This window comes from Streptomyces sp. NPDC054794 (genome assembly GCF_053611585.1).
This window is the reverse complement of sequence record NZ_JBSHAQ010000031.1, coordinates 1-25,863: the sequence shown is the minus strand read 5'-3', so window position 1 is coordinate 25,863 and position 25,863 is coordinate 1. Positions and strand designations below refer to the sequence as shown.

Below are 25,863 nucleotides of genomic sequence, written 5' to 3'. Positions count from 1 at the left end.
CGTGATCACGCAGGCTTCGGGGTCCGTCCGCCCGGCTCCTCCTCCTTCGAACCTGTGCTCTCGCCGTCCTCGCCCTCACCGTCGGGCAGCGTCAGATGGTGGTTACCAGCGGTCATCTTGGCCACCATCGCGGCGAGCTGCCCGCAGGCCCGCGCGATCTCCAGCTGGGTCTGGTTGCGCTCGCTGACGGCCGTCGCGAGCAGCAGCGCGGTGAGCGAGACGGAACCGTTGAACGCCTGCAGGGTGATCATGTTGGTGAGCAGGTCGTGGCCGGCGAAGGGGCCGGTTCCCCGGGTGGCGGCGAGGATCGCGAAGGACGACACGGCCAGCGCGCAGGGCGCGGCCCCGGCCAGCTGGAAGCGGAAGGCCGCCCAGATCAGCAGGGGGAAGCCGAGGAAAAGCAGCGGCGCGCGGGTCGTCTCGATGAATCCGACGCCGACCATGGCCGCCACCAGGAGCAGCGCCTCCGCCCAGCGGGCCGGCGGCACACCGCTCGGCCGGCGCGCCGAGCGGAGTACGAGCAGGACCGGCGTGACCAGCAGCACGCCCATCGCGTCGCCGGTCCACCAGACCGACCACGAGGGCCAGAAGTTGCCGGAGCTCAGCACCCCGGACAGGACGAGGGAGCCCGTGCCGATCGTCGCGCTGACCAGCATCCCGGTGAACGCGCCGAGGAAGATCAGGCTCAGCGCGTCCCGCAGCCGGTCGAAGTCGACGCTGAACCCCGTACGACGCAGTAGCGCGTACGAGCAGAGGGGCGCGAGGGTGTTGCCCGCCACGATCACGAGCACGACCGGGAGGGACGGCCCGAGAGAGACGTTGGCCAGGAACGCGCCGAGCGCGATCCCGGGCCAGATGCGCGGGCCGCGCAGGAGCAGGCTCGCCACGGCGATGCCGGTGGGCGGCCACAGCGGGGTGATCTGGCTGCGCACCAGTTGCTGGAGCAGTCCGAGCTCGGCCGAGCCGTAGTACAGCCCGGCGACGACGATGATCTCCAGGACGGGCAGGCCACGGCGCAGGAGCCGTTCCCGCCGCGCGACACTCATCGGGCGAGCCTCCGCATCTACATCGCCCCGAGGCCCATCATCCGACGGATCCCCCGGATCCTCCACGCCACCGCTGGGCCCGCCGTCCGGGCGGCGGCCAGGCGCGGCGGGCCGGGGGTCAGGCGTGCGGCGTGCGTACGGCGAGGATGGCCATGTCGTCGTGGCCGTCGCTGGGGTGGTGATCGGCCAGGGCCTGGACGAACTCCTGCAGCGGCAGCCCGGCGTACCCGGTGGCGAGCGCGGCGAGCGCGGTGAGGCTCTCGTCGATGGAACGGACGGGATCCTCGACCAGACCGTCGGTGAAGAAGACCACGGTGGCGTCCGTGGGCAGGAGGCGGGAGTGGTCGGGGCGGGGCTGTTCGGGGTCGACCCCGAGGGGCAGCCCGGGCTCGGCGAACAGGTATTGCGCCGGGTGCTGCGGGATGACCAGCAGGGGTGGGACATGGCCCGCCGTGCTCCAGCGCAGCCGCCAGCCCGCTCCCTCCGGCTCGATGCGCGCCAGCGTCGTGGTGGTGACCGGATTGTTCGTGATGGCCTGCAGGGTGCGGTCGAGCCGGGACAGGACCCCGCCGGGCGTGTTGCCCCGCTCGAACAGCAGGGCGCGCAGCATGTTCCGGGTGGAGGCCATGGCGGCGGCGGCCCGCAGATCGTGGCCGACCACGTCACCGATGACGACCGCCACCACGTCGTCGGGCAGCGGGACGGCGTCGTACCAGTCGCCGCCGAGCTGACTGGGCTCGGCGGCGGGGCGGTAGATCGCGGCGGCGGTGAAGGGCCGCAGGTCGGGCAGGGTCGGGAGCAGCAGCCGCTGGAACTGCTCGGCTCCGACGCGCACCTGTTCGAACAGACGGACGTTCTCGATCGCGATACCGGCGGCGCTGGCCAGGGCGATGAGGACGTTCTCGTCATGGGTGTCGAAGGGCAGGCCGTCGTGCCGCTCCGAGAGGTAGAGGTCGCCGTAGATCTCGCCCCGGACGGTGATGGCGACGCCGAGCAGGGTGACCAGGTGCGGGTGTCCGGGCGGGTACCCGACGGAGGACGGATGGGCCGGGATGTCGTCCACCCGCAGCGGCGCGGGGTGGCGGATCAGGTGGCCGAGGACGCCCAGACCACGCGGCAGCTCGGTATCCGCCAGATCGGCACGTTCCCGCTCGGACAGACCGGCGGTGATGAACCGCTTCAGGTGCTGTCCGGAGTCGTCGAGCACGCCGAGGGCCCCGTAGCGGGCGCCGACCAGGTCCATGGCCGTGGTCACGATGCGGTCCAGCACCGCGGGCAGCTCCACCTCGCGGGTGATCGCCACCACCGCGTCCAGCAGGCCCTGCAGCCGGTCCATGGCGTCCAAAAGGGAGCGCAACTGCTCGTCGATCCGGCCCAGCTCGGCACGCAGGCGCACCTGCAGGTCCGGAAGATGCGGCTGCCGCGGTTTCTTCCCTTCCTTCTCTCGTGCCATCACGTGCGCCTGCTCTCCTGCCCTCACGAGCGCATGGTGGCCCGGTGCCCGGTCGCGCCCCTACAGCTTCTCATGGGCAAGCCGGACGAATCGGGTCATCGTCAATGTATCGGTCGATTTGCTCCCAGAGGCGGGTGGCGGGTAGTGGTTCGTGGTGGATCAGGTGCCCGGACGCGTTAGCGTGGTGGCTGCTGACCGCGAGCCTGTGCGGGTCAGTGCTGGTCACAGGGGTGCCACAGAAGGTGCCATAGGGGGAAATGTGCAGGTCGGAGCGGTTTCTTGAGGTTGCTGCACACGTCCGACTGGCATCTGGGGAGGGCGTTCCACCGGGTGAACATGCTTGGCGCCCAGGCCGAGTTCATCGGTCACCTGGTCACGGTCGTGCGGGAGCGGGCCGTGGACGCGGTGGTCGTGTCGGGGGACGTGTACGACCGGGCGGTGCCGCCGCTCGCGGCCGTGGAGCTGTTCGACGACGCCCTGCACCGGCTGGCCGAGCTCGGCGTGCCCACGGTAATGATCTCCGGCAACCACGACTCCGCCCGCCGCCTCGGCGTCGGCGCCGGCCTCATCGGGCGCGCCGGCATCCACCTGCGCACCGAGCCGGCAGCCTGCGGCACACCGGTCGTGCTGGCGGACGCCCTCGGGGACGTCGCCTTCTACGGCCTGCCCTATCTCGAACCGGCCCTGGTGAAGGACGAGTTCGGGGTCGACAAGCCGGGCCACGAGGCCGTGCTCGCCGCCGCGATGGACCGCGTGCGCGCCGACCTCGCCGCCCGCGCCCCCGGCACCCGCTCGGTCGTCCTCGCGCACGCCTTCGTCACCGGCGGCGAGGCCAGCGACAGCGAGCGGGACATCACCGTCGGCGGCGTGGCCGCCGTACCGGCCGGGGTCTTCGACGGCGTGGACTACGTGGCACTGGGCCACCTGCATGGCTGCCAGACCCTCACCGAGCGCGTGCGCTACTCGGGCTCCCCGCTGGCGTACTCCTTCTCGGAGGCCGACCACCGCAAGAGCATGTGGCTCGTCGACCTGGCGGCCGACGGTTCGGTCAGCGCCGAGCGTGTCGACTGCCCGGTGCCGCGCCCACTGGCCCGGATCCGGGGCGAGCTGGAGGACCTACTCGCCGACCCGGGGCTCGCCCGGCACGAGGACGCGTGGGTCGAGGCGACCCTCACCGACGCGGTCCGCCCCGCCGACCCCATGGCCCGGCTCACCGAGCGCTTCCCGCACACGCTCAGCCTCGTCTTCGCCCCGGAACGGGCCCCCGACGACCCCGACGTGTCCTACGCGAAGCGCCTCGCCGGACGCAGCGACCAGCAGATCGCCCGCGACTTCGTGGCGCACGTGCGCGGCGCCGGCCCGGACGAGCGGGAGCAGACGGTGCTGCGGGACGCCTTCGACGCGGTCCGCACCGACGACGTCGTGCGCGAGGTGGCCCGGTGAGGCTGCACCGGCTCGACATCACGGCGTTCGGCCCCTTCGGCGGCTCCCAGTCCGTCGACTTCGACGAACTGTCGGCCGCCGGGCTCTTCCTCCTGCACGGACCGACGGGCGCCGGCAAGACCTCCATCCTGGACGCCGTCTGCTACGCGCTCTACGGCTCCGTGCCCGGCGCCCGGCAGACCGGCCAGGGACTGTCCCTGCGCAGCGACCACGCCGACGCCGCCACCCGCACCGAGGTCCGCCTCGAACTGACCGTCGCCGGACGCCGGTTGGAGATCACCCGGCAGCCGCCGTGGGAGCGCCCCAAGAAGCGCGGCTCCGGTACCACGCTGGACAAGGCCCAGTCCTGGCTGCGCGAGTACGACGCGACGGCCGGCGCCTGGAAGGACCTCAGCCGCTCGCACCAGGAGATCGGCGAGGAGATCACCCAGCTGCTCGGCATGAGCCGCGAGCAGTTCTGCCAGGTCGTCCTGCTGCCCCAAGGCGACTTCGCGCGCTTCCTGCGGGCCGACGCCGAGGCCCGGGGCAGGCTGCTGGGCCGCCTCTTCGACACCCGCCGCTTCGCCGAGGTCGAAAAAAGCCTCGCCGAACGCCGCCGCGCCACCGAGGCCCAGGTGCGGGAGGGGGACGCCGCGCTGCTCGCCGACGCGCACCGTATGCAGCAGGAGGCTGGCGACGCCATGGAGCTGCCGGAGCTGGCACCGGGCGAACCGGGCCTGGCCGACGCCGTCCTGGCCGCCGCGGCCGTCGCCCGCAGCACCGTTCGTGAACGGCTCACCCTCGCCCACCTCCGCCTCACCGCCACCGAGTCCGCCCACGCCGCCGCCGACCGCGCGCTCGCCGACGTACGCGAACTCGCCCGCCTGCAGAGCAGGTTCGCCCAGGCGCGGGAGCGGGCGGCGCTCCTCCAGGAGCGGGCCGGCGCCCACCAGGAGGCGCAGGCGCGCATGGAGCGGGGCCGCAAGGCGGAGATGGTGGCACCGGCGCTGGAACTGCGCGAGGCCGCCGACGCCGAGCACCGGGCTGCCGCCACCGCCGAGGCACGCGCGCGTGCGGCGCTGCCGGAGACCCTCGCCGACGCCGGCCCGACCGGGCTCGCGACCGCCGCCCGCCGGGCCGCCGAGGAGCTCGGCGGCCTCGAATCGGCCCGCCGCGCCGAACAGCGGCTCGCGGACGTCGTCGCCGAACGCGTCGGCCTGGACCGCCAGGAGCGCACCGACGAGGACGTGCTGCGCGAGACCGGGAACTGGCTCGCCGGATGGGACGCCACACGCGCGGGCCTGCAGACCCGCGTCGAGTCCGCGCAGGAGGCCGCCACCCGGGCCGAACAGCTCGCCGTCCAGCGCGAACCCGCGCGACGGCGGCTGGGCGCGGCCCGGATGCGCGACCAGTTGGCGAGCGACACCGACGCCGCCCGGGAGCGGACGCTCGCCTCCGAGCAGCGCGCCCTGGACGCCCGCGCCCACTGGCTCGACCTCAAGGAACAGCGCCTGACCGGCATCGCCGCCGAACTGGCCGCGGGCCTCACCGACGGCGAACCGTGCGCCGTCTGCGGGGCCACCGAACACCCCGCGCCCGCCCGCAGGATCGCCGGGCACGTCGACCGCGAGGCGGAGGAGCGGGCCCTCGCCGCCCACCAGCAGGCCGACGAGCGGCGCGCCGAGGACGAGCGCCGCCTGGGCGTCGCCCGCGAGGCACTGGCCGCCGCCACCGCCGAGGCCGGTGACACCGCCACCGCCGAACTCGCCGCCGAGGCCGACGCGTTGGAGCAGGAGTACGCGCGCGCACGCCGCGACGCCTCCGCGCTGCACGCCGCCCACGAGGAGCTGCGCCGGGCCGAGCAGGAGCGCGAACGACGCCTCGCCGACCGGCAGCAGGCCGAGGTCAGGGCCGCCGCGCGGCTCGCCCGGCGGGACACCCTCGACCGCGAACGGGCCACTCTGGAGCAGGAGTTGGCCAAGGCGCGGGGCACCGCGGGGAGCGTGGCGGCGCGCACCGCGCAGCTGGAGCGGCAGGTGGCGCTGCTCACCGACGCCGCCGACACCGCCCGCGCCGCCGAGGACACCGCCCAGCGACTCAAGGACGCCGACGCCCGCCTGGCCGACGCCGCCTACCGCGCCGGCTTCGAGACCCCGCAGGCCGCGGCCGCCGCCCTGCTGGACGACGCGGCCCACCGCGAACTCCAACGCCGTCTGGACGCCTGGCACTCCGATGAGTCCGCCGTACGTGCCGTACTCGCCGAGTCCGACACGGCCGCCGCCGCCCAGTTGCCGCCCGCCGACCTCGCCACCGCCGAGCGGGACGCGTCCTCGGCCGCCCAGCGGCTGCGCGACGCCGCCTCCGCACGCGACGGGGCGGCCCGCTGCTGCGCCGAACTCGACCGCCTCTCCGCCCGCGCGGCCGACGGCGTACGGCGACTGGCGCCGCTGCGCGAGGAGTACGACCGCGTGGCCCGCCTGGCCGCCCTCACCGCGGGCACCTCGGCCGACAATGAACGCAAGATGCGGCTGGAGTCCTATGTCCTCGCGGCCCGACTGGAACAGGTCGCCGCCGCCGCGACCGTACGACTGCGGCAGATGTCCTCCGGCCGTTACACCCTCGTCCACTCCGACGACCGCACCGGACGCGGCCGCAGCGGACTCGGGCTGCACGTCGTCGACGCCTGGACCGGCCGTGAGCGGGACACGGCGACGCTGTCCGGCGGTGAGACGTTCTTCGCCTCCCTGGCGCTCGCCCTCGGCCTCGCGGACGTCGTGACGGACGAGGCCGGCGGGGTCCGCCTCGACACGCTCTTCATCGACGAGGGCTTCGGCAGCCTCGACGACCAGACCCTGGACGAGGTCCTCGACGTGCTGGACTCGCTGCGCGAACGGGACCGCAGCGTCGGCATCGTCAGCCATGTCGCCGATCTGCGGCGCCGGATCCACGCCCAGCTGGAGGTCGTGAAGGGCAGGTCGGGGTCGTCGGTGCGGCAGCGGGGCGTCGGCTGAGGTCAGTGCCCCAGCGGACGCCGAGGCAGTGGCGAGGAGTAGACGACGCTCGTGGTCACCGACCCCAGCGCGCCGATCTTCCCCGAGATCTCCTCCAGATGGGACATGGAGCGCGCGGCCACCTTGATGACGAAGCAGTCGTCGCCCGTCACATGGTGCGCCTCCAGGATCTCGGGCGTCGCGGCCACCAGGTCGTGGAAGGGCTTGTAGTTGCCGTTCGGGTACCGCAGACGTACGAACGCGAGGATCGTCAGGCCGAGACGCTCGGGGTCGACGACCGCCGCGTACCCCTGGATGACGCCCGCCTCCTCCAGCCGCCGGACCCGCTCGGTGACCGCGCTGGCGGACATCGAGACGGCACGGGCGAGGTCCGCGAAGCTGGCGCGGCCCTCGCGCTGCAGGACGTCCAGAATGCGCCAGTCGGTGGCGTCCGGGGAATAGGCGGTCATCACCGAGGAATAGCAGGGGAATCCCCGGCGGATCAAGAGGGATGCCGTGGATCCCTTGTTCAGAAGGCGGTCCTGCGGCCATAGATTCTTCGTCATGATCACCCACACCGAGAACCCGGTCCTGCGCGTCGCCCCGGCCGCCCCCGCCCAAGCCGCCGCCCACTTCCGCGCGAGCCTCACCTTCCACGCCGACGTGTCCGACGTGGCAGCGGCGCTCGCGGCCGGCGGCGACCTCGGCTTCGTCGTCCTCGACTCCCGCTCCACCGAGTCCTGGGACCAGGGCCACATCCCCGGCGCGGTCCACCTGCCCACCGCGCTCATCCCCGTTCAGGCCGAGGGGCTCCTCGACAGGTCCGTGCCGGTGATCACGTACTGCTGGGGCCCCGGCTGCAACGGCGCCACCCGCGCCGCGCTCGCCCTGGCCGAACTCGGCTACCGGGTCAAGGAGATGCTCGGCGGCTTCGAGTACTGGGCCCGCGAGGGCTTCGAGTACGAGACCTGGGAGGGCCGGGACCGGCGCGAGGCCGACCCGCTGACCGCACCGGCGGCGGGGAACTGCGGCTGCTGACCGGCCGATTCGGGGCGTACCGGGCGCCTGGGTGAACCGTGAACCTGTGCCGTCGCCACCCGTGTAGGTTCTGCCCATGGCGCGATACGCGGATCCAGGCGCGGTGGAGTGGGTGGAGTCGGGCGGCGGCCCGCTGATAGTCGTCCCGGAGGCCGTGCTGCCCTTCTGGGCGGGGGCCGACGGGGAGGACATGGCCACGGACTACGACCGGGCGTGCGAGGTCGACGGCTACGTCGGTCTGCTCCCGGTCGGGAACAGCGCGGCCCTGGTGCTCGGCGACGAACCGGCCTCCACCTCCTATCTGCCCGACCACGCCGCCTTCGTACGGTGGAGTGCGGCGAACTCCGAGGAGGAACTGCTGGCCGGTGTGCCCGCCGCCCTCGACGCGGCGGCCTGGGGGGACGAGGTGCGCTGGGACGTGCCCGGCCCGGTCGTCCTGTTCGACTCGGCCTGGCCCGGCGACGAGAGCGAGCGCGCGGAGCACCTGCGGGTCCCCCTGGAGGCGGGCGCCTACGCGGTGCGCGCGGCCTACGCCCGACCGGGCCCCGAGACCTGGGTCGGACTCGTCCAGCTGCGGCGGCTGCCGCACTGAACCGGTCGGCGCCGGGCGTTCAGCCGCTACCGGCGGTGCCCACGAGATCGTCGTGGACACCGCCGTTCGGGACCGGGCCCTCGCTCAGAGCTGGGACAGCTCGTCCACCAGGTCGTCCAGGCCCAGCGACCCCTGGGAGAGGGCGGCCATGTGCCACGCCTTCAGGTCGAAGGCGTCGCCGTGCCGCTTGCGCGCGTTTTCCCGGCCCAGCAGCCAGGCCCGCTCGCCGAGCTTGTAGCCGATCGCCTGGCCGGGGATGGTGAGGTAGCGGGTGAGCTCGCTCTCCACGAAGTCCGCCGGGCGGCTGCTGTGCGAGCCGAAGAACTCCTGGGCCAGCTCCGGCGTCCAGCGCTCACCCGGGTGGAAGGGCGAGTCCGCCGGGATCTCCAGCTCCAGGTGCATGCCGATGTCGACGATCACCCGGGCCGCGCGCATCATCTGCGCGTCGAGGTAGCCGAGCCGGTGCTCCGGGTTGGTGAGGTAGCCGAGCTCGTCCATCAGGCGCTCCGCGTACAGCGCCCAGCCCTCCGCGTTGGCGCTGACCCCGCCGATCGTGGCCTGGTAGCGGGAGAGGTTCTCGGCCACGTGCACCCACTGCGCGAGCTGCAGGTGGTGACCGGGGACGCCCTCGTGGTACCAGGTCGAGACCAGGTCGTACTCCGGGAAGCGGGTCTCGCCCATCGTCGGCAGCCAGGTGCGGCCGGGCCGCGAGAAGTCCTCCGAGGGCGCCGTGTAGTACGGGGCCGCCGCACCGCCGGGCGGGGCGATGTGCGACTCCACCCTGCGTACCCGCTCGGCGAGTTCGAAGTGCGTGCCGTCCAGGTCCTGGATGGCCCGGTCCATCAGGCCCTGCAGCCACGTGCGGACCTCGTCGACGCCCTCGATGTGCGCGCCGTGCTCGTCGAGGTGCGCGAGCGCCACCCACGGCGTCTTGGCGCCGGGCAGGATCTTCTCGGCCTCGGCGCGCATCTCGCCGAGGAGGCGGTGGTACTCGGCCCAGCCGTAGGAGTAGGCCTCGTCCAGGTCCAGGTCCGTGCCGTTGAAGTAGCGCGACCAGCGGGCGTACCGCTCGCGGCCCACGGTGTTCGGGGCGCCCTCGACGGCCGGCGCGTACACGTCCCGCATCCAGTCGCGCAGCCCCACGACGGCCCCGGTCGCCACCCGGGCGGCCTCGTCCAGCTCAGCGCGCAGCGCCTCGGGACCGGCCGAGACGAACTCCTCGAACCAGCCGTGGCCCTCGCCGTCCGTGTCCGCCCACTCGGTGAGCTGCTCGATGAAGGTGGCGGTGGGGCGCGGGGCCGCGTACAGCTTCCGCTCCAGACCGAGTTCCAGGGAGGCGCGGTACCCCGCGTACGCGGCCGGGACCGCGCGCAGCCGCTCGGCGATCGCCGCCCAGTCCTCGTCCGTCTCCGTCGGCGTCAGGGTGAAGACCTCGCGCACCGAGTGGCCGGGGGTCGCCATGTTGCCGACCGCGCGCAGGCCCTCGTCGGCCTCGTGCACGGCGAGTTCGGCGGTGAGCCGCTCACGCAGCAGCCGTGCGCAGCGTCGCTCCGCGTCGCTGTCCGCCCCGGGCTGCCGCTCGGCCTCCGCCAGCTTCGCGAGCGTGGTCCGCGCGAGCTCCGCCACGGCTTCCTGGCCCGCGGGCGAGCAGTCGGGCAGCCTGCTCGAACTCTCCTTCACACCAAGGTACGTACCGGTGATCGGATCGAGGGCGATGAGGTCGTCGACATAGGCGTCGGCGACCTGACGGGGCAGCGGGATCTGGGTCTCAGACATGCCGCCCATCCTCATACGATCACGCTGCCCGCGTCACCCGTGCATCGCCGATTCAGCTGTGGGCGTGGCCGGGGGAAGGAGCGGTCCGCAGTCCCACTGCTGGAAGATCAATCGGGTCTCCACCCGGGCCACCTCGCGCTGCGACGTGAACTCGTCGAGGACCAGTCGCTGCAGGTCGGCCATGTCCGCGACCGCCACGTGCACCAGGTAGTCGTCCGGTCCGGTCAGGTGGAACACCGTCCGCGACTCCGGCAGCACCCGGATCCGCTCCACGAAGGGTCCCACCAGCTCCCGCCGGTGCGGTCTGACCTGCACCGACAGCAGCGCCTCCAGGCCGCGCCCCAGCTTGGCCGGATCGAGCCGCAGCTGATGGCCGAGGATCACGCCCGCCCGGCGCAGCCGGGCCACCCGGTCCAGACACGTCGAGGGTGCGACCCCCACCTGGGCGGCGAGGTCGCGGTAGGTCGTCCGGGCGTCGTTCTGCAGCAGGCGCAGCAGATGGAGGTCCACCGGATCCAGTACGACAGATTCGGCCATTGGCCGAACGTAGCACGGTGTTCGATTCCTGTGACCCGTCCGGTGTTCACCCTTCCGCCCATGGACTCAGCGAGCACTGGTGCCCACAGCGTCGTGGGCACCGTTTCCAGAGCACTGGCCACCGAGGCCGTGCACGCCGGCCGTGACGACCTCGCCCGGCAGGGACTGCACGCCCCGCCGATCGATCTGTCCACCACCTATCCCTCGTACGACAGCCGTGCGGAGGCCGCCCGGATCGACACCTTCGCCTCCACCGGCGCCGAGCCGGAGGGGATGCCCGTCTACGGGCGGCTCGGCAATCCGACCGTGGCCCGGTTCGAGACCGCCCTGGCCCGGCTCGAAGGCACCGAGTCGGCGGTCGCCTTCGCCAGCGGCATGGCGGCCCTGAGCGCGGTCCTCCTCGCCCGGTCCGCGACGGGCCTGCGCCACGTCGTGGCCGTCCGGCCCCTCTACGGCTGCAGCGACCACCTGCTGACCGCCGGACTGCTGGGCACCGAGGTGACCTGGACCGACCCGGCGGGGATCACGGACGCGCTGCGCCCGGACACCGGGCTGGTGATGGTCGAGTCCCCGGCCAACCCGACGCTGGCCGAACTCGACCTGCGGGCCATCGCCCACGCCTGCGGCTCCGTACCGCTGCTCGCCGACAACACCTTCGCCACGCCCGTGCTCCAGCGCCCGGCCGAACACGGCGCCCGGCTCGTGCTGCACAGCGCCACCAAGTACCTCGGCGGGCACGGCGATGTGCTGGCCGGCGTGGTGGCCTGCGACGAGGAGTTCGCCCGGCAACTGCGGCAGATACGGTTCGCCACCGGCGGGGTGCTGCATCCGCTGGCCGGCTATCTGCTGCTGCGGGGCCTGTCCACGCTGCCCATCCGGGTGCGGGCCGCCTCCGCGACCGCCGCCGAGCTGGCCCGGCGGCTCGCCGCCGACCCGCGCGTGGCCCGCGTCCGCTACCCGCGGCTCGGCGGCGCCATGATCGCCTTCGAGGTCCACGGGGACCCGCACGAGGTCATCGCCGGGGTCCGGCTGATCACCCCGGCCGTGAGCCTGGGCAGCGTCGACACCCTCATCCAGCATCCGGCGTCCATCAGCCACCGCATCGTGGACGCCGACGACCGGCGCGGCGCCGGGGTGAGCGACCGGCTGCTGCGGATGTCGGTCGGGCTGGAGGACGTCGAGGATCTGTGGGCGGACCTGGACGCGGCCCTGGGGGAGACCCCGGTGACGGTGCCCGGGGCGCGGCTTCAGGAGGCCATGCGCTGAGTCCCGGCGAGAGGGCTCGGCGTACGCAACGGCCCGGCGGATGTCGCCGCCGGGCCGTGGTGCGCTCAGGTGTCCCTCGCCCGGTCAGTCCCGGCCGACCGGCCCGCCGAACTGCTCCTGCCGGCCGTCGTACGGCAGCCGGGAGCGGACCGGGGTGGCATCCAGCCGGGCCGTGATGACCAGTGTGCCCTCCTCGATCTGGTAGTCGAGGGGGAGGCCCAGGGCGCGCATCGCGGCGACCATGCCGGTGTTGGACGCCTGCGTCACGGCGTACACGCTCTCGCAGCCCGCCTCGACCGCCATCGCCACCAGCCGGCCCAGCAGCTCGCCGCCGATGCCCCGCCGCTGCCATTCGTCCTCGATCAGCAGGGCGACCTCGGTCTCGTCGCCGTCCCACAGCAGATGGCCGAGGCCGACGATGCGGCCGGACGCGGTCTGAACCGCCAGGGTCCGCCCGCAGCGCGGGCTGAGCAGGTGGTTCAGATAGCGCTCCGCGTCGCCGACCGGCCCGTGGTAGCGCATGGCGAGCGTCCGGGGCGAGCACCGCTCCTGCATCGCCTTCGCCGCCGGCACGTCCCGTGTGTCGGCCCGGCGCACCGTGATCGCGTTGCCCTCGGGCAGCGTCAGTACGTCGTGGCTGCGCGGGATGCGCGGGCCGAGCCGGGCGTCCAGCTCCACCAGCGCCCGCGCCCGCGCGAACTCGGTCGGCGTGAACGGCAGATACGGCCGCTCCACGGTGATCACGCCGCCTTCCGGCGCCCGCAGCCGCATCACGGTGTCCTCGAGCACGCCCTCGACCGGCACCTCCGCCGGTGCGCGACCACCGCCGACCGGCTTGGCGGGCAGCGAACGGATGGTGCACCGCCCCAGCAACTGCCGCAGCGCCAACGGGAGTTCCGCCGCGTCCAGCGCGGTCCGCGTGGCGAGACCCAGCACCCTGGTCGGTGCGTCCACCAGGTCGTGCGCGTCGGCCCGCTCGATCCAGGTGCTCGTGCCCCCGGCCACCGCGACCGCCCGGCTGATCTCCGCCGCCGCCAGCTCACCCGGGGCCCGCAGCAGGAACTCGTCCACGGTGCCCTCGGCGAGCGGATGCGTCTGCAGGCTCAGGATGTCGACCCGCTGCCCGGCCAGCGCCGTGCACAGAGTCGCCAGCGAGCCCGGGGCGTCCTTCACCGTTGTCCGCATCCGCCACAGCGCGCTCGCCCCGGCCGCGGCCCCGCGCGTCGCCGCGGGTCCGTCGGACGGCCCGGCCTGCCGCACCTCGGCGGGCGGCCGGGCGCCGGTATCACTCGTCGGCGGTGCGTGACCGTGGCGCCGTGCCCACCATGTGTGGAAACCCGCCGTCGCGGCCAGGGCGATCGCCGAGATCACCAGCAGCACCGGACCGTTCGGCCCGTGCCCGATCAGATTCGCCACGCCGTCCGACACCGCGACGGCCGTGAAGACAGCGGCGAGTTCGACGACGTCCCGCCGCCAGTGGTGCACGGGACGCCCATGCTTCGCCCGCGTCACATCAGACATTCCTCGATTCATGCACCCACTGTGAAGGAAGGGTGTTGCGTGATCACGAACGTCTTGTGACCGATGGGTAAAGCATGCTTCCGCCCTTTTTATTGCTCTTTCCGCTAATTGATCATGGCGCAGTCCGGCTCTTGACTCACGCCGCCGCCTCCTCCTCGGCCAGCGCGTCCCGCAGCCGCCGGGCCTCGGTGACCAGCCGGGACGAACCGGTCCTCGCGGCGGCCTGCCCGAGGTACGGCAGCTCGCCACGCGCCCCGGACCGCTCGGCGCACTCGGCCGCGACGGCCAGCAACTCCCCGAGCCCACGCGTCGGCAGGGGCGCACGCGTCGTGGCATCGGGCATCGTCAGGTCCGCCAGCAGCACCGGCAGGGTGTGCCGGAGCATCCCCCAGATCGTCGCGTTCGCCCCCGTGGCCGCCGCCGTCCGCGCCGAGTCGGCTAGCCGGAGGGGCTTGACCATGCCGCGCCGGGCGAGCTCACCCAGGTCCGCGCCCAGCCGCGCCGCGTCGAGCTGTTCGCGCGCGGCGAGCACCAGCAGCGCGTCCACGGCCGCGAGCCGGTCCTCCGCATGCCGCGCGCCCAGTCCGTACGCCACGCACAGGTGCACGCTCTCACCCGCCGCCCCGCCCGACTCCGCGAGCAGCGGCAGGGCCGGCACGTCGCCCCGGCTGTCGTCCACCGCCGCGTGGGACAGGTCCTGCACCATCCGCACGGCCACCAGCTCACGCCGCTCCGGGAGCAACGCCAGCCAGTGCTGCCCCATCCCGGCGCTCCCGTGGTAACAGTAGTGGTTGGCGCCGAAGGCGGTCACCGGTCTGCCGAGTGCCCGGAACTCCCCAGGGAAGTCCTCGCCCAGCTCCGGCAGTTCGCCGGCCTCGATCACGATCCGCGCGCCCGCGGTGCGCCGCCGGGTCGACGGCAGTTCGGGACCCTCGGCGGTCAGCCAACGGGCGAGCCGCGTGCCCTCCCGCGTGCCGAGCGCCGCCGCCCGCCGAGCCGCGGCGCCGGCCGCCGTACGGTCGCCGCGGCGCACTCGCAGCAGTGCCTGCGCGAAGTCGGCCGCCGAGACCCGGGCGCCCAGGCTCCGGTAGGTGTCGAGCCGTTCCACCAGCTCGTCCGGCTCCAGCAGACCCGTACTCCAGGTCGGCGTCGACAGCAGCAACGGCAGCGGGTCGGTGCGCAGCCGGTACGCCACCTCTTTGAGCCGGGCGTCGAACGCCCGGGACAGCGCGCGGTGCACACAGTTCTGGCCGGCCGCACCGGGCTGGACCGCCGCGTGGAGCGTGGCGGTCCGCACCGCGCCGCGCAGCGTCGCCAGCAGGAGGTCGAGGCCGTCTCCCGTGCTGTGGAGCCCGTGGTGCGCGCCGGTGAGGTACGGCTCCTCGTGCCGCGGGTGCGTGCCGTCCTGCCGATGCCACCAGCGGCGCCGGATCACCGGGTCGAGCGCGTCGAGCAGGGCGTCCCGGTCCTGGTACGCATGCCGCACCAGACCGTCCAGTGCCCGCTCGAACGCGGCCACGTCACCGTCGGTGGCCAGCAGGGCGTTCACCTCTTCGGCGAGTTCGACGGCCGTGCTCGGCGCCGGCGCGAGAGTCACCGGCTCGGGGGCGGGCGGAAGCACCTCCTCGTACGTCTCCGGTGCCCGGTCCACGGCCGGCAGGCCCAGGGCGTCCACCGCCCGGCCGCGCAGAGCGGGAGTCAACTGTTCCACGGAGTAAGCGAGTTCGTCCCGCAGGTCGTCGGAGTCGAGTCGCTTCGCATGGCGTTCGACCAGCTTGAGCGCGCGCTCCTGCAGCTGCGTGTCCTCGTGCCCGAACGCCTGTGCCACCACCGGGAGGAGCTCTCCCGCGGCGGACCCGTCGCGGGAGAGCACCTTGCCGAGCAGCACCAGCTGGGCCCGCACGAGCTTCCTCTCCGGGCGGAACAGCACCGCTTCGGAGGCCTCGGCCAGCTGCCGTGAGGTCAGCTCCCCGTCCAGCGCCAGTGCGGCGAGGACCGACTGGGCGTGCGCGGCGACGGGGGAGGCGGCATCCCGGGACAGGGCGGTCCAGTCGGCCGTCCGCTCCCGCTCCTCGTCCCGGGTGAGGCCGAGCTCGATCAGCAGCGGGAGGAAGATGCGGTGGTCGGTGGGACCGCCACCGCGCAGCAGCCGGGCGACACAGGCGTCGACCATCGTGGCGCGGTCCAGCACCCCCTCCCGGGTGAGCCCCGCGAGGGCGCTGTGCCACGAGCCCGGACCGTCGCCGAACAGCCAGCGGATCTCCCGCAGATCGGTGAGCTCGAACAGGCCGGCCACCAGCGGTGCCAGGTCCTGCTCCCCGCGCAGCCGGTCGAGAAGGGTGCCGTGCCGGGAGCCGAAGACGTGCTGGAACCAGCCGATCACATAGGCGTCGGTCACCGGGACGTCGCAGCCCGAGCGGTGCACCAGCCCGGACATCAGTTCGTACCCCACGCCCGCGGACACGGGACGCTGGGCCAGCCGCCGCGCCACCTGGGCCTGCCACGCGGTGTCACGGTCCTTCAAGGCGCGCAGCAGCTTCTCGGCGGGCGCCTGCGACCAGCGCATGTCGGCCGCCGAGAGCCAGCTCGCGGCCGCCGCGGCGCCGGTGTGGCACGCCGCCCCGGCCACGTGCAGCGCGGGATGTGCCCTGCGGGTCGCCCTCTCCCACGGCGCGGCCCGCAGCTCCTTGCGCAGCTCCTTCAACTCCGGCAGGGCCGCCCGCCGTTCGGAGTCCGTCAACCTCTCCACCAGACGCAGCGCCTCGTCCGTTCGCCCCGCCCGTACCGCTTCCAGCAGCGAACTCATCGCACACCCCCGTCGATTCCCGCCAGTCCCCGCTCCACCGCGGCGCCGCGCCGCACCATCCGCACCGCCAGCGCGTGCTTGCACGGCCCGCGCCCGCCTCGGTACTTCGCCCACCACACGCAGCTGCAGCTGAGCACCCCCGCCTCGTCCCGCACCCGGTGCACATGCCCGTCCTCGGCGGTCACCGTCCCCAGGGGGCCGTCCAGCACGACCGCACCCGCGTCCACCAGCGCGTGGGCCGAGCGCAGCCGCGGATTGTGGCGCTCGACGCGCTCGGCGTCGTACGGCAGCTCCCGGTGGAAGTAGGCCGCCTCCGCCGTGTCGTAGCCGACGCGCCCGGAGGTGCCGAGGCGGACCAGGGCCGCGCGGACCCGCTCCGCGGTGAGACCGGAGCCCGCCGCGAGGTCGGCGACGTCGACGCGCGGCTCCCACGCGAGCAGCACCTCGATCAGCTCCGCGTCCTCGGCGGCCTCGTCGGTGGCCAGCGCGTCCAGGACGCCGCCCTCGCCGGAGAAGCCGCGCGAGGCGTCCGGCGACAGCGTGAGCGTGAGCCGCATGCCCGGGAGCACGGCCTCCCAGGCGGCTGCCGTGGCGCCGGCCCCCGCACCGGCGCCGGTGACCGCCGGGCCGTACACCCGCAGGGCCGTCGCGTGCCGCAGCACCCGCTGGAGCGCGGCCAGCCGCTCCGGTCCCGGCAGGCACACCGCGCCCGGCACCGGCCGGGTCGTCGGCCGCAGCCCGCCGCCCACCGGTACCACCCAGCGCGGACCGCCCGAGCCGCGCCGCGCCCCGCCGGAGCGCGGCAGACTGCGCAGGAACCGCACCGCCTCGTCCGCGGGCAGCTCGGCCCGCAGGTCGAACCCGGCCGCTATGACCTGGGCCTCGGCGAAGCCGCGCAGCCACCGGTCCGGCAGCGGCACCTTCTTCTCCACCACCGGCCCGTCCAGCGTGGTGACGGTCAGCTCCTGCGGGCCGACCCGCAGGTGGAGCGGGTCGTCGGTGCCGATGCGGGACAGGGCCTCGCGCAGCGGGTTGTTGACGTCGACGTTCGTCGTCCCGTGACCGACCTCGTCGCCGTCCAGGCCGGGGCCGAGGACGTCCAGGCGTGCGTAGACCCCGCCGCAGCCGGAGAAGGACTCGAAGCGCAGCCGGTCGCCGTTGCCCGTCACCACCGGGTCGAGCGAGGCGCGCAGCTGCGGCTGGTAGTACCTCGCGGCGGCCACGTCGGCCACCGCGAGCAGCCCGGCGGCGGCCACCTGGGGCGAGGTCAAAAAGCCCGCGAAGAACCGCGGATGGTCCTCGACACCCGTGGGCGTCGCACCCCGGGAGGTTTCGAGTCCGAGGTGGCGTCCGTCCGCGGCGGATTCGAGCACGGAGGGTCGTCGATAGGCCACAGCCTGTACAGATCGCGTCATGGGGAAAACCGTAGAGGCGACCACTGACAATCGGTCCTGACCTGCGAAAACGCACTCCGGCGAGGCCAGTTGGGGGCGGATGCGACGGTGCCGCGCACCGGGGGATGACGCCGGTGCGCGGCTCAGGTGAAGCGTACGGGAGTTACTGGCCGACCCGGCCCGGCTGCAGCGTCTGCGTGAACAGCACGGTGCCGTCCTGCTCGCGCAGCCGCACCGTCAGCTCGCCGCTGTGGCCGTCGATGTCGACCTCGCCGAAGAACTGGTAGCCACCGGCGGGCGAGACGTTCGCCGCCGTCGGCGCCTTCACGAACACCCGCTCCGGACCGAAGGTGTTGTCCAGCGCGCCGGCCGGGAACGCACCGGCGTTCAGCGGGCCGGAGACGAACTCCCAGAACGGCTCGAAGTCGGTGAAGGCGGCCCGCGAAGGCTGGTAGTGCTGGGCGGAGGTGTGGTGCACGTCGGCCGTCAGCCACACCGTGCCGGTGATCCGGCTGTGCTTGATGTACCGCAGCAGTTCGGCGATCTGCAGCTCACGGCCCAGCGGGGCTCCGGGGTCGCCCTGCGCCACCGCCTCGAAGTTCGGCTTGCCCTCCATCGGGTCCGGCACGACCAGTCCGAGCGGCATGTCGGCGGCGATAACCTTCCACACCGCGCGCGACCGGGACAGCTCCCGCTCGAGCCACTCCAGCTGCTCGCGGCCGAGGATGCCCTGCGGGTCCACCGTCTGGTTGTCGGGGGAGTTGGCGTTGCGGTAGGTCCGCATGTCGAGGACGAACACGTCCAGCAGCGGGCCGTGGTGGTGCACGCGGTGCACCCGGCCCTCCTTCGCGCCCGGACGCAGCGTCGAGATCGGGAAGTACTCGCTGAACGCCCGCCGGGCGCGCGAAGCCAGCACGTCGACGCTCTTCTCGGTGTACCGGGCGTCCGTGTCGGCGATCACCTCGCCCGGGTACCAGTTGTTGCGCACCTCGTGGTCGTCCCACTGGATGATCGACGGCACCTGCGCGTTGAACCGCTTGAGGTTCTCGTCCAGCAGGTTGTAGCGGAAGTTGCCGCGGAACTCGGCCAGGGTCTCGGCGACCTTGGACTTCTCCTCGGTGGTGATGTTCCGCCAGGTGCTGCCGTCCGGCAGGGCCTGGGTGGCCGAGATGGGGCCGTCGGCGTAGACGTTGTCGCCGCTGCAGATGAAGAAGTCGGGGTCGAGCCTCGCCATCGCGTCGTAGATCCGGTAGCCGCCGAAGTCGGGATTGATGCCCCAGCCCTGGCCCGCCAGGTCGCCGGACCACAGGAAGCGCACTCCCTCGCGGCGGCGCGGGGAGACGGTGCGGAAGGTGCCCGTCACCGGCTCGCCGGTGCGACGCGGGTCGTCCGGGTCGGCCAGCAGCACGCGGTAGTGGATCTGCTCGCCGGACGGCAGCCCGCACAGCCGGGTGGTACCGGTGAAGTCGGTGTCCGCGTCCAGCAGCGGACCGTGCCGGCGGTGGGGGTTGCGGAACGACTCGGTGGCCGAGGTCTCCACGATCATCCGGGCCGGCCGGTCCGAGCGCACCCACACCAGACCGGAGTCCGAGGTCACGTCGCCCGTCTGCACGCCCCAGCCCGCCTTGGGGCGCCCGGACAGGGCGAATGCCGGTGCCGCGCCAAGGGCGGTGGGCAGGGTCAGGGCCGCCGAAGCGGCCAGGGAGCCCCGCAGGACGCTGCGGCGGCCGGGGAACGGACGGTGCGACATGGATGCGCCTCCAGGCACGGGATCCGGTCAGTGTGCAGTGCCACAACTACTGGTGCGCCGCAGCGCACACGGAAACCGGAAGTGAACAACTCGCCCCTGTGACAGGGGAACCGGTGTGCGATTCAGGAGGCGCCACGTGTCCGGCCGTCACCCGGCGATCGCCTCGGCCAGCAGCCTCACCCCCGACCGGATCCGCGCCGGCGACAGATGGGCGTACCCGAGGACCAGGCGTACGCCGGAATCCGCGGCACGCGCGTGCGTGTAGGCGCCGAGCGGACGCACCGCCGCACCGGCCGCGGCCACCCGCTCCAGGAACCGCTCCTCGGGCCCGTACCGCTCGGGCAGTTCTGCGATGGCGTGCAGACCCGCGGCGATCCCGGACACCGTGGCCTCGGGAAAGTGCTCCGCGAGCGCCGCGACCAAGGCGTCACGCCGCTCGCGGTACGCCCGCTGGCAGCGGCGCAGCTGCCGGTCGTAGTCCCCGCGCTCCAGGAACCGGGCGAACAGCGCCTGGTCCAGGGAGGGATGGCCGAGATCCATGGTCCGCTTGCGCTCGACCACCTCCTCCGCCAGCCACCCGGGCACCAGCAGCCAGCCCAGCCGCAGGCCCGGCGCGAGGGACTTGCTGACCGAGCCCGCGTACGCGACCCGCTCCGGGTCCAGTCCCTGCAGCGCGCCGACGGGAGCGCGGTCGTAGCGGAAGTCGCCGTCGTAGTCGTCCTCCAGCACCAGGCCGTCCACCGAACGTGCCCAGTCCAGCAACTCGGCGCGCCGCCGCGCCGAGTACGCGATGCCGGTCGGGAACTGGTGCGCCGGCGTCGTCACCGCGGCCCGCAGCCCCGACGCGCGCAGCGGGCCGACGGCCAGGCCGTCGCCGTCCAGGGGCAGCGGTACGGTCCCCAGACCCGCCGCCGCGTACAGGGCCTCGTGCTGCGGGCTGCCCGGATCCTCCACGCCGACCGCCTGCCACCCGCGCGCGTGGAGCACGTGTCCGAGCAGGGTCGTGGCCTGGGCGACACCCGAGACGACCACGATCCGCTCCGGATCGGCGACCACGCCCCGCCGACGGGCCAGCAGTTCCGCGAGGGCCGTCCGCAGCCGGGGCAGTCCGCGCGGGTCGGGATAGCCCAGGTCCTGGTGCGGCAGGTCCGCCAGCACCCCGCGCTGCGCGGCGGCCCAGGCGGCACGCGGGAACAGCGACAGGTCCGGGGTCCCGGGCACGAAGTCGGCCCGCGCGCCGGGGGAGCGCGGAGCGAGGTCACGCGCGCGGGGCGAGGCCGGCCGTACGGCGCCGCCCACCCAGGTGCCCGCTCCCCGGCCGCTGCGCAGATAGCCCTCGGCCGTCAACTGCTCGTACGCCTCGGTGACCAACCCGCGCGACACCCCGAGATCGGCCGCCAGATCCCGGCTCGACGGCAGCCGCGTGTCCGGCGCCAGCCGCCCCGAGCGGATCGCCTCGCGCAGCGCAGCCTGAAGGGAACGGCCACGCGTGCGTGCCGGTGCCGAGGCGGCCGGCAGCAACAACTCCCATGCGGCGGTGCCCGCGAGCCCGCCCGGATTGGTCCCCGAAGAGGTCATGGAAGTGGACCTTAAACCGGACCGCGTCCGTTCCTAGCGTCGCCGTCATGAACGCCACCACCGCGCGCGGTGCCTTCCTCGCCGCCTTCGCCTGCGTCCTCGTCGGCGGCTCCTTCACCGTCAACAGCCTCCTGGGCGACTACCCGTACGCGGGCGGACAGTCCCTCCGCTACGGGGCCGCCTGCCTGCTGCTCCTCCCGCTCGCGGGACGGGGCGCGGCGCGGCGGCTGCGCTCGCTGAAGGTCCGCGCATGGGTCCGGCTGGCCCTGCTCGCGGCCGTCGGGATGGTCGGCTTCAACCTGGCCGTCATCGCCGCCGAACGCACCGCGGAACCGGCGGTGCCGGGCGTCTTCGTGGGCTGCGCCCCGGTGGTGGTGGCGGTCGTGGTCCCGCTGCTCGACGGGCGCCGCCCGCAACGCGCCGTGCTCCGCGGGGCCCTGCTCGTCGCCCTGGGGGCCTTCACCGTGCAGGGATGGGGGCGCACGGACGGGGCCGGGCTCGCCTGCTCCGGGTGCGCCCTGGCCGGGGAAGTGGGCTTCGCCGTCCTCGCGGTGCCCGTGCTGCGGCCGCTCGGGCCACGGCTGCTGTCCGCCACGGTCTGCGCCCTGGCCGCGGCCGAGGCGGCGGTCGTGGGAGCCGTCCTCGACGGCGGTGCGTGGCTGCGCCGCCCCGACGCCGCCGAGACCGCCGCGCTGCTGTGGCAGGCGGCGGTCGTCACGGTGGTCGGCTTCGTGTGCTGGTACACGGGCATGCGACGGATCGGCGCGGAGCGGGCGACGCTCTTCTCCGGGCTCATCCCCGTGGCGGCCGCCGCCACCGCCCCGTTCGCCGCGGCGGGCTCCTACGGTGCCGCACAGGCCGTGGGCAGCGCCCTGGTGGGCGCCGGAGTCGTCCTGGGGTCGGGTGCGAGTACCGGGCGCCGGTCAGCGGCTGCCGTCGAGGATGACCCGGGCGACGAGCGCGGGGTCGTCGTTCATCGGGCAGTGCCCGCAGCCGGGCAGCCGCACGAGTCGGGCCCGCGGGATGACCTGCTTGGCGCGGACCCCCTGCCGGCGCACGAGCAGCATGTCCCGGGCGCCCCAGGCGACCGTGACGGGCAGCCCCGCGAGGTCGTCGGTGAACCGGATGGTGGTGCCCGCCCGCAGGGTCGCGTCGAACCCGGTGGCCTGCGCCAGCGCGAGCGTCTCGGCGACCACGGCCTCGGGTGAACGGCGCGCTGGCCGGGCGTAGATCGTGCTGGTCAGGGCCGTGCGGCCGGCCGCCGTGCGGGCCAGCCGCTCGACCAGGGGCAGCGGCATCCGCCGGGAGATCCGGCGCATCGCGATCAGGACGCCGAAGGCGTAGCGTCGCTCGGCCTCGGACCAGAACCCGGCGGGGGACAGGGCGGTGACGGACCGCACGCGCTTGTGGCGGCCCAACTCCAGGGCCAGCAGGCCGCCCAGGGAATTGCCCGCCACGTGCGGGCGGTCCAGCTCCAGGGTCTCGAAGAGGGCGCCGAGCACGGCGTTCGTCGTGGGCAGGTCGTAGGCGAGGCCGTCCGGCAGCGAGGGGGACGCGCCGAACCCGGGCAGATCCACGGCGATCACGTCGCGTTCGGTCGCGAGGATGTCCAGCACCGGGTCCCAGGCCTGCCGGTGGTGGCCGATGCCGTGCAGCAGGACCAGCGGATCGCCCTTGCCCACGCGCGCGTACGAGACGGTCACCGGCTGTGGGCCGTGCGAGCTGGGGACCTTGAAGGAGACGGTGGCGGACATGGGGTGCTCCTCGTGTGGACTGGCCTGCGGACGCCGTAGACAGCTTGTCAGCAATTGCTACCGACGGGTAGCCCCCGATCGCCGCGTGTCCCGCCGCGGGTCCGGCCGTGCGCCCGTCCGGGTCCGGTCCTCAATGTGCCCTGCGGACCTCCACGTTGAAGTCGGCGTGCCCGAGGTTCTGGAACAGATTCACCCAGAGGGGCAGGTACATCTCCAGCGAACGCGCCGCCCGGATGCCGCCCAGGTCCAGCACCCGGTGGGCGGGCCAGCCGAACTCCCCGAGCAGAGCCGTCACCTGCTCCTTGGCGTCGGCGTCGTCCCCGCACACGAACATCTGGTGCTCGCCCGGCACCCGTGAGGGATCGACCATGACCTGGCAGTTGACGGTGTTCAGCGTCTTCACCACGCGCGCGTGCGGGAACGCCCGCTGGATCTGCTCGCCCACGCTGTCCGACTCCACGGGGTCCAGCCGCAACTGGCCCTCCTCGATCGCCAGGGGGTTGGACACGTCGACGATCACCTTGCCGTCCAGGTTCGCCGCGCCGGCCGCCTCCAGCGCCGCGAGCGACACCCGGCCGCCGACGGCGTTCACGACCAGCTCGGCGGCGGCCGCCGCCTCCGCGAACGTCCCGGCGCTCGCCCCGCCGCCCGCGCCCTGAGCCCATTCCAGCGCGGCTGGATTGTCCTTCGAGCGCGAACCCAGGGTCACCTCGTGTCCGAGCTCCACCAGCTTGCCGCCCAGCGTGCGGCCCACCTCGCCCGTGCCCAGCACCGCGTACCGCATCGGCTGCCTTTCGTCGCGGTCCGCCGACCACCGGCGGTCCGCCGATCATTCTGGTCCGACCGCCCCCGCGGACGGGCCGATTCCGCCTGGACAGTACGGCAAGTGTCGGATGGGATGGACGCCGTGACCACCGACACCGCGACCGACGTCTTCGAAGAGCACCGGCCCGTCCTCATGGGGGTCGCGTACCGCATGCTCGGACGCGTCGCCGACGCGGAGGACGTGCTCCAGGACGCCTGGCTGCGCTGGTCCGGCGCCGACCACGGCCAGGTGCGCGAACCGCGCGGCTACCTCGTGCGCGTCACCACCAGGCTCGCCATCGACCGGCTGCGCCAGATCCGCACGCGCGGCGAGGCGTACGTCGGCCCGTGGCTCCCGGAGCCGTACGTCACCGACTTCGGGGACACCGTCCCGGACGCCGCCGAGCGCGCCGTGCTCGCCGACTCCGTCTCCCTCGCCGTACTTGTGGTCATGGAGTCGCTCTCGCCGCTGGAGCGCGCCGTGTTCGTCCTCCGCGAGGCCTTCGGGTATCCGTACGCCGACATCGCGGCCGTGCTCGACCGGGGCGAGGCGGCGGTGCGCCAGCTCGCCGGCCGGGCCCGTCGGCACGTCGAGGAGCGGCGGCCGCGCTACGAGGTCGACCCGGCCGAGCGCCGGGAACTGACCGAACGGTTCCTCGCCGCCGCGGCCGAGGGCGACCTCGACGGCCTGATGTCGCTGCTGGCCCCGGACGTCCGCCTGGTCGGCGACAGCGGCGGCAAGGCCAAGGCGCCCGTGCGGATCCTGGAGACCGCCGACAAGGTGGGCCGCTTCGTCATCGGCGCCGCCCGCAAGGACGCGCCGGGACTGTCCTTCCGCTTCGTGGAGGTCAACGGCGGTTTCGCGGTGCTCGCCCTGGCCGGGGACAAGCCCGACAGCGTGCTGCAACTGGATGTGGCGGACGGTGTCGTGCGCGCGGTGTACATCATGCGCAACCCCGACAGGCTGGGGTCCCTGGCCGCCCTCTGAGCCGTACCCGCCCCGCGAGCCCCCGCCGCACGGGGGCTTTGCCGTGATGTCACAAATGTGACCCCGCGAGAACGCCTCGTGAACGCTCCACGGCGGGCGGGCCGTGCGGTGCACGCGGGACCGAGGATTGGTCTTGACCAAGGGTGTGGGGCGCCTTATGGTCGCAGATAAGTGCAACAACCTTTAATAAACAAGGGCGCTAAAACGCCGCCGGACCACGGCGATTGCGGAGGACAGGGTGGGGACCACGCAACTGGAATCGGTGCCGGAACCGAAGTACTGGCACCTCAAGACCGTGCTCAGTGAGGCACTGGACTCCGAGTTCTCGGTCGGCGAGATCCTGCCCAACGAGCGCGACCTCGCCGCCCGCTTCGGCGTGGCCCGCGCCACCCTCCGTCAGGCCCTCGAACAGCTGGAACTGGAAGGCCGCCTCCAGCGCCGCCGCGGCGTCGGTACGACCGTGGCCCCACCGCGCGTCGGCGTGGCCGTCGGCACCGAGCAGCACGCCTGGCCGGGCGCCGCCGGTGACGCCTGGCAGCCTGTCGACTGCGCACAGACGGTGCCGCCCGCGGCCGTCGCCACCGCCCTGGAGACCGGCCCCGAGGAGGCCGTGCACGCCGTGCGCCGCTCCCGCGTGTCCCACGGCCAGCCGGTCGCCGCCGAACTGCTCTACATCCCCGCGTCCTCGGTGCCGGACCTGTCGGCGATCGACGCGCCGTCCGGGTCGGCACGCGCGCGTGCGGTGCTGCGCGAGCTGCAGCGCCTCGACCTGGAGGGGCAGGACCGCGCCGTCGAGCTCGGCTCGGCCCGCGCCGACGACGCCAAGGAGCTCGACCGGCTGCCCGGTGCCCCCGTCCTGGTCGTCACCACCCGGTTCTTCGTCGAGGGACGCACCGCGGCGCTCTCCATCGCCACCTACCGCGCCGACACCTGCCGGCTGACCTTCGGCGACTCCGGTGGCGTGGAGATCCACCACGGCCCCGAACGACAGGCCTCCTAGACCGTCGCCCCGGGCAGGCAAAGCCCTGTCAAGGCGCCTTCAGAGCCGCACCCGTCGCGCCCCGGAACGCCTCCGGGGCGCGACGCGTTGTGGGCCGACTGCCGACTGCCGACTGCCGACTGCCGACTGCCGACTGCCGACTGCCGAC

General features: G+C 73.7%; 19 protein-coding genes and 1 pseudogene. 8 read left to right on the top strand and 12 right to left on the bottom strand.

Features of this window, described 5'->3' with window-relative positions:
• Positions 1-5: 5 nt before the first annotated feature.
• Positions 6-1,046: an MASE1 domain-containing protein gene (locus ACWGKT_RS29160; protein ID WP_453276034.1), complete on the bottom strand. Its 1,041-nt coding sequence runs from the start codon at positions 1,044-1,046 to the stop codon at positions 6-8.
• Between the two features lie 118 nt (positions 1,047-1,164).
• The gene (locus ACWGKT_RS29155; protein WP_453276033.1) at positions 1,165-2,499 is read right to left on the bottom strand and encodes a PP2C family protein-serine/threonine phosphatase; all 1,335 of its coding nucleotides are present in this window, start codon (positions 2,497-2,499) and stop codon (positions 1,165-1,167) included.
• 279 nt (positions 2,500-2,778) lie between these two features.
• Between ACWGKT_RS29155 and ACWGKT_RS29150 the strand changes: the two genes are divergently transcribed.
• On the top strand, positions 2,779-3,942 hold the full coding sequence (locus ACWGKT_RS29150; RefSeq protein WP_453276032.1) for an exonuclease SbcCD subunit D: 1,164 nt from the start codon (positions 2,779-2,781) through the stop codon (positions 3,940-3,942).
• Positions 3,939-6,932, top strand: coding sequence for an AAA family ATPase (locus ACWGKT_RS29145; RefSeq protein WP_453276031.1), 2,994 nt, complete (start codon positions 3,939-3,941; stop codon positions 6,930-6,932). The genes ACWGKT_RS29150 and ACWGKT_RS29145 overlap by 4 nt, the downstream gene beginning before the upstream one ends.
• 2 nt (positions 6,933-6,934) lie before the next feature.
• On the opposite strand, the gene ACWGKT_RS29140 is transcribed toward ACWGKT_RS29145, so the two are convergent.
• Positions 6,935-7,381: an Lrp/AsnC family transcriptional regulator gene (locus ACWGKT_RS29140; RefSeq protein ID WP_453276030.1), complete on the bottom strand. Its 447-nt coding sequence runs from the start codon at positions 7,379-7,381 to the stop codon at positions 6,935-6,937.
• Positions 7,382-7,475: 94 nt separating this feature from the next.
• Between ACWGKT_RS29140 and ACWGKT_RS29135 the strand changes: the two genes are divergently transcribed.
• Entirely contained in the window at positions 7,476-7,949 is a 474-nt protein-coding gene (locus ACWGKT_RS29135; protein ID WP_453276029.1) for a rhodanese-like domain-containing protein, read from the top strand.
• A gap of 76 nt (positions 7,950-8,025) precedes the next feature.
• Positions 8,026-8,541, top strand: a complete 516-nt coding sequence (locus tag ACWGKT_RS29130; protein WP_356151772.1) for an immunity 21 family protein — start codon at positions 8,026-8,028, stop codon at positions 8,539-8,541.
• An 84-nt stretch (positions 8,542-8,625) separates the two neighbouring features.
• Here ACWGKT_RS29130 and ACWGKT_RS29125 read toward each other — a convergent pair whose 3' ends face one another.
• Both ACWGKT_RS29125 and ACWGKT_RS29120 read right to left on the bottom strand, forming a co-directional pair.
• Positions 8,626-10,317, bottom strand: a complete 1,692-nt coding sequence (locus tag ACWGKT_RS29125) for a DUF885 domain-containing protein (RefSeq protein WP_453276028.1) — start codon at positions 10,315-10,317, stop codon at positions 8,626-8,628.
• Positions 10,318-10,350: 33 nt separating this feature from the next.
• Positions 10,351-10,854 carry an Lrp/AsnC family transcriptional regulator gene (locus ACWGKT_RS29120; protein WP_235453927.1) on the bottom strand — a complete coding sequence of 168 codons (504 nt, stop codon included), beginning with the start codon at positions 10,852-10,854 and terminating at the stop codon, positions 10,351-10,353.
• Between the two features lie 60 nt (positions 10,855-10,914).
• Between ACWGKT_RS29120 and ACWGKT_RS29115 the strand changes: the two genes are divergently transcribed.
• Positions 10,915-12,120, top strand: a complete 1,206-nt coding sequence (locus ACWGKT_RS29115; protein ID WP_453276027.1) for a trans-sulfuration enzyme family protein — start codon at positions 10,915-10,917, stop codon at positions 12,118-12,120.
• Positions 12,121-12,204: 84 nt separating this feature from the next.
• Here the strand turns inward: ACWGKT_RS29115 and ACWGKT_RS29110 are convergent, their stop codons facing one another.
• From ACWGKT_RS29110 to pdxR, 5 genes are all read right to left on the bottom strand, one after another.
• The gene (locus ACWGKT_RS29110; RefSeq protein ID WP_453276026.1) at positions 12,205-13,641 is read right to left on the bottom strand and encodes a GNAT family N-acetyltransferase; all 1,437 of its coding nucleotides are present in this window, start codon (positions 13,639-13,641) and stop codon (positions 12,205-12,207) included.
• A gap of 136 nt (positions 13,642-13,777) precedes the next feature.
• Positions 13,778-16,447 carry a DUF7824 domain-containing protein gene (locus ACWGKT_RS29105; RefSeq protein ID WP_453276025.1) on the bottom strand — a complete coding sequence of 890 codons (2,670 nt, stop codon included), beginning with the start codon at positions 16,445-16,447 and terminating at the stop codon, positions 13,778-13,780.
• The gene (locus tag ACWGKT_RS29100; RefSeq protein WP_453276024.1) at positions 16,444-17,862 is read right to left on the bottom strand and encodes an SWIM zinc finger family protein; all 1,419 of its coding nucleotides are present in this window, start codon (positions 17,860-17,862) and stop codon (positions 16,444-16,446) included. The genes ACWGKT_RS29105 and ACWGKT_RS29100 overlap by 4 nt, the downstream gene beginning before the upstream one ends.
• Before the next feature lie 142 nt (positions 17,863-18,004).
• Positions 18,005-19,591, bottom strand: coding sequence for an alkaline phosphatase D family protein (locus ACWGKT_RS29095; protein ID WP_453276023.1), 1,587 nt, complete (start codon positions 19,589-19,591; stop codon positions 18,005-18,007).
• Positions 19,592-19,738: 147 nt separating this feature from the next.
• Entirely contained in the window at positions 19,739-21,169 is a 1,431-nt protein-coding gene (gene pdxR, locus ACWGKT_RS29090) for a MocR-like pyridoxine biosynthesis transcription factor PdxR (RefSeq protein WP_453276022.1), read from the bottom strand.
• Here pdxR and ACWGKT_RS29085 point away from each other — a divergent pair.
• A pseudogene (locus ACWGKT_RS29085) lies at positions 21,121-21,573 on the top strand (hypothetical protein); the annotation flags it as partial. The gene pdxR and the pseudogene ACWGKT_RS29085 overlap by 49 nt on opposite strands.
• Before the next feature lie 519 nt (positions 21,574-22,092).
• Here ACWGKT_RS29085 and ACWGKT_RS29080 read toward each other — a convergent pair.
• A complete protein-coding gene (locus ACWGKT_RS29080) occupies positions 22,093-22,923 on the bottom strand; it encodes an alpha/beta fold hydrolase (protein ID WP_453276021.1) in 831 nt (276 codons plus the stop codon).
• A 130-nt stretch (positions 22,924-23,053) separates the two neighbouring features.
• Positions 23,054-23,707: an NADPH-dependent F420 reductase gene (locus tag ACWGKT_RS29075; protein WP_356147359.1), complete on the bottom strand. Its 654-nt coding sequence runs from the start codon at positions 23,705-23,707 to the stop codon at positions 23,054-23,056.
• Positions 23,708-23,830: 123 nt separating this feature from the next.
• On the opposite strand from ACWGKT_RS29075, the gene ACWGKT_RS29070 reads away from it, so the two are divergent.
• Both ACWGKT_RS29070 and ACWGKT_RS29065 read left to right on the top strand, forming a co-directional pair.
• A complete protein-coding gene (locus ACWGKT_RS29070; RefSeq protein ID WP_453276020.1) occupies positions 23,831-24,715 on the top strand; it encodes an RNA polymerase sigma-70 factor in 885 nt (294 codons plus the stop codon).
• A 238-nt stretch (positions 24,716-24,953) separates the two neighbouring features.
• Positions 24,954-25,715, top strand: a complete 762-nt coding sequence (locus tag ACWGKT_RS29065) for a GntR family transcriptional regulator (protein ID WP_356147365.1) — start codon at positions 24,954-24,956, stop codon at positions 25,713-25,715.
• Positions 25,716-25,863 lie beyond the last annotated feature (148 nt).

What these genes read in the sequence shown, in the direction of transcription:
- ACWGKT_RS29160 (WP_453276034.1), bottom strand. Translation starts at nt 1,046, where the DNA reads ATGAGTGTCGCGCGGCGGGAACGGCTCCTGCGCCGTGGCCTGCCCGTC.
- ACWGKT_RS29155 (WP_453276033.1), bottom strand. Translation starts at nt 2,499, where the DNA reads ATGGCACGAGAGAAGGAAGGGAAGAAACCGCGGCAGCCGCATCTTCCG.
- ACWGKT_RS29140 (WP_453276030.1), bottom strand. Translation starts at nt 7,381, where the DNA reads ATGACCGCCTATTCCCCGGACGCCACCGACTGGCGCATTCTGGACGTC.
- ACWGKT_RS29135 (WP_453276029.1), top strand. Translation starts at nt 7,476, where the DNA reads ATGATCACCCACACCGAGAACCCGGTCCTGCGCGTCGCCCCGGCCGCC.
- ACWGKT_RS29130 (WP_356151772.1), top strand. Translation starts at nt 8,026, where the DNA reads ATGGCGCGATACGCGGATCCAGGCGCGGTGGAGTGGGTGGAGTCGGGC.
- ACWGKT_RS29125 (WP_453276028.1), bottom strand. Translation starts at nt 10,317, where the DNA reads ATGTCTGAGACCCAGATCCCGCTGCCCCGTCAGGTCGCCGACGCCTAT.
- ACWGKT_RS29120 (WP_235453927.1), bottom strand. Translation starts at nt 10,854, where the DNA reads ATGGCCGAATCTGTCGTACTGGATCCGGTGGACCTCCATCTGCTGCGC.
- ACWGKT_RS29115 (WP_453276027.1), top strand. Translation starts at nt 10,915, where the DNA reads ATGGACTCAGCGAGCACTGGTGCCCACAGCGTCGTGGGCACCGTTTCC.
- ACWGKT_RS29110 (WP_453276026.1), bottom strand. Translation starts at nt 13,641, where the DNA reads ATGTCTGATGTGACGCGGGCGAAGCATGGGCGTCCCGTGCACCACTGG.
- ACWGKT_RS29105 (WP_453276025.1), bottom strand. Translation starts at nt 16,447, where the DNA reads ATGAGTTCGCTGCTGGAAGCGGTACGGGCGGGGCGAACGGACGAGGCG.
- ACWGKT_RS29100 (WP_453276024.1), bottom strand. Translation starts at nt 17,862, where the DNA reads ATGACGCGATCTGTACAGGCTGTGGCCTATCGACGACCCTCCGTGCTC.
- ACWGKT_RS29095 (WP_453276023.1), bottom strand. Translation starts at nt 19,591, where the DNA reads ATGTCGCACCGTCCGTTCCCCGGCCGCCGCAGCGTCCTGCGGGGCTCC.
- pdxR (WP_453276022.1), bottom strand. Translation starts at nt 21,169, where the DNA reads ATGACCTCTTCGGGGACCAATCCGGGCGGGCTCGCGGGCACCGCCGCA.
- ACWGKT_RS29080 (WP_453276021.1), bottom strand. Translation starts at nt 22,923, where the DNA reads ATGTCCGCCACCGTCTCCTTCAAGGTCCCCAGCTCGCACGGCCCACAG.
- ACWGKT_RS29075 (WP_356147359.1), bottom strand. Translation starts at nt 23,707, where the DNA reads ATGCGGTACGCGGTGCTGGGCACGGGCGAGGTGGGCCGCACGCTGGGC.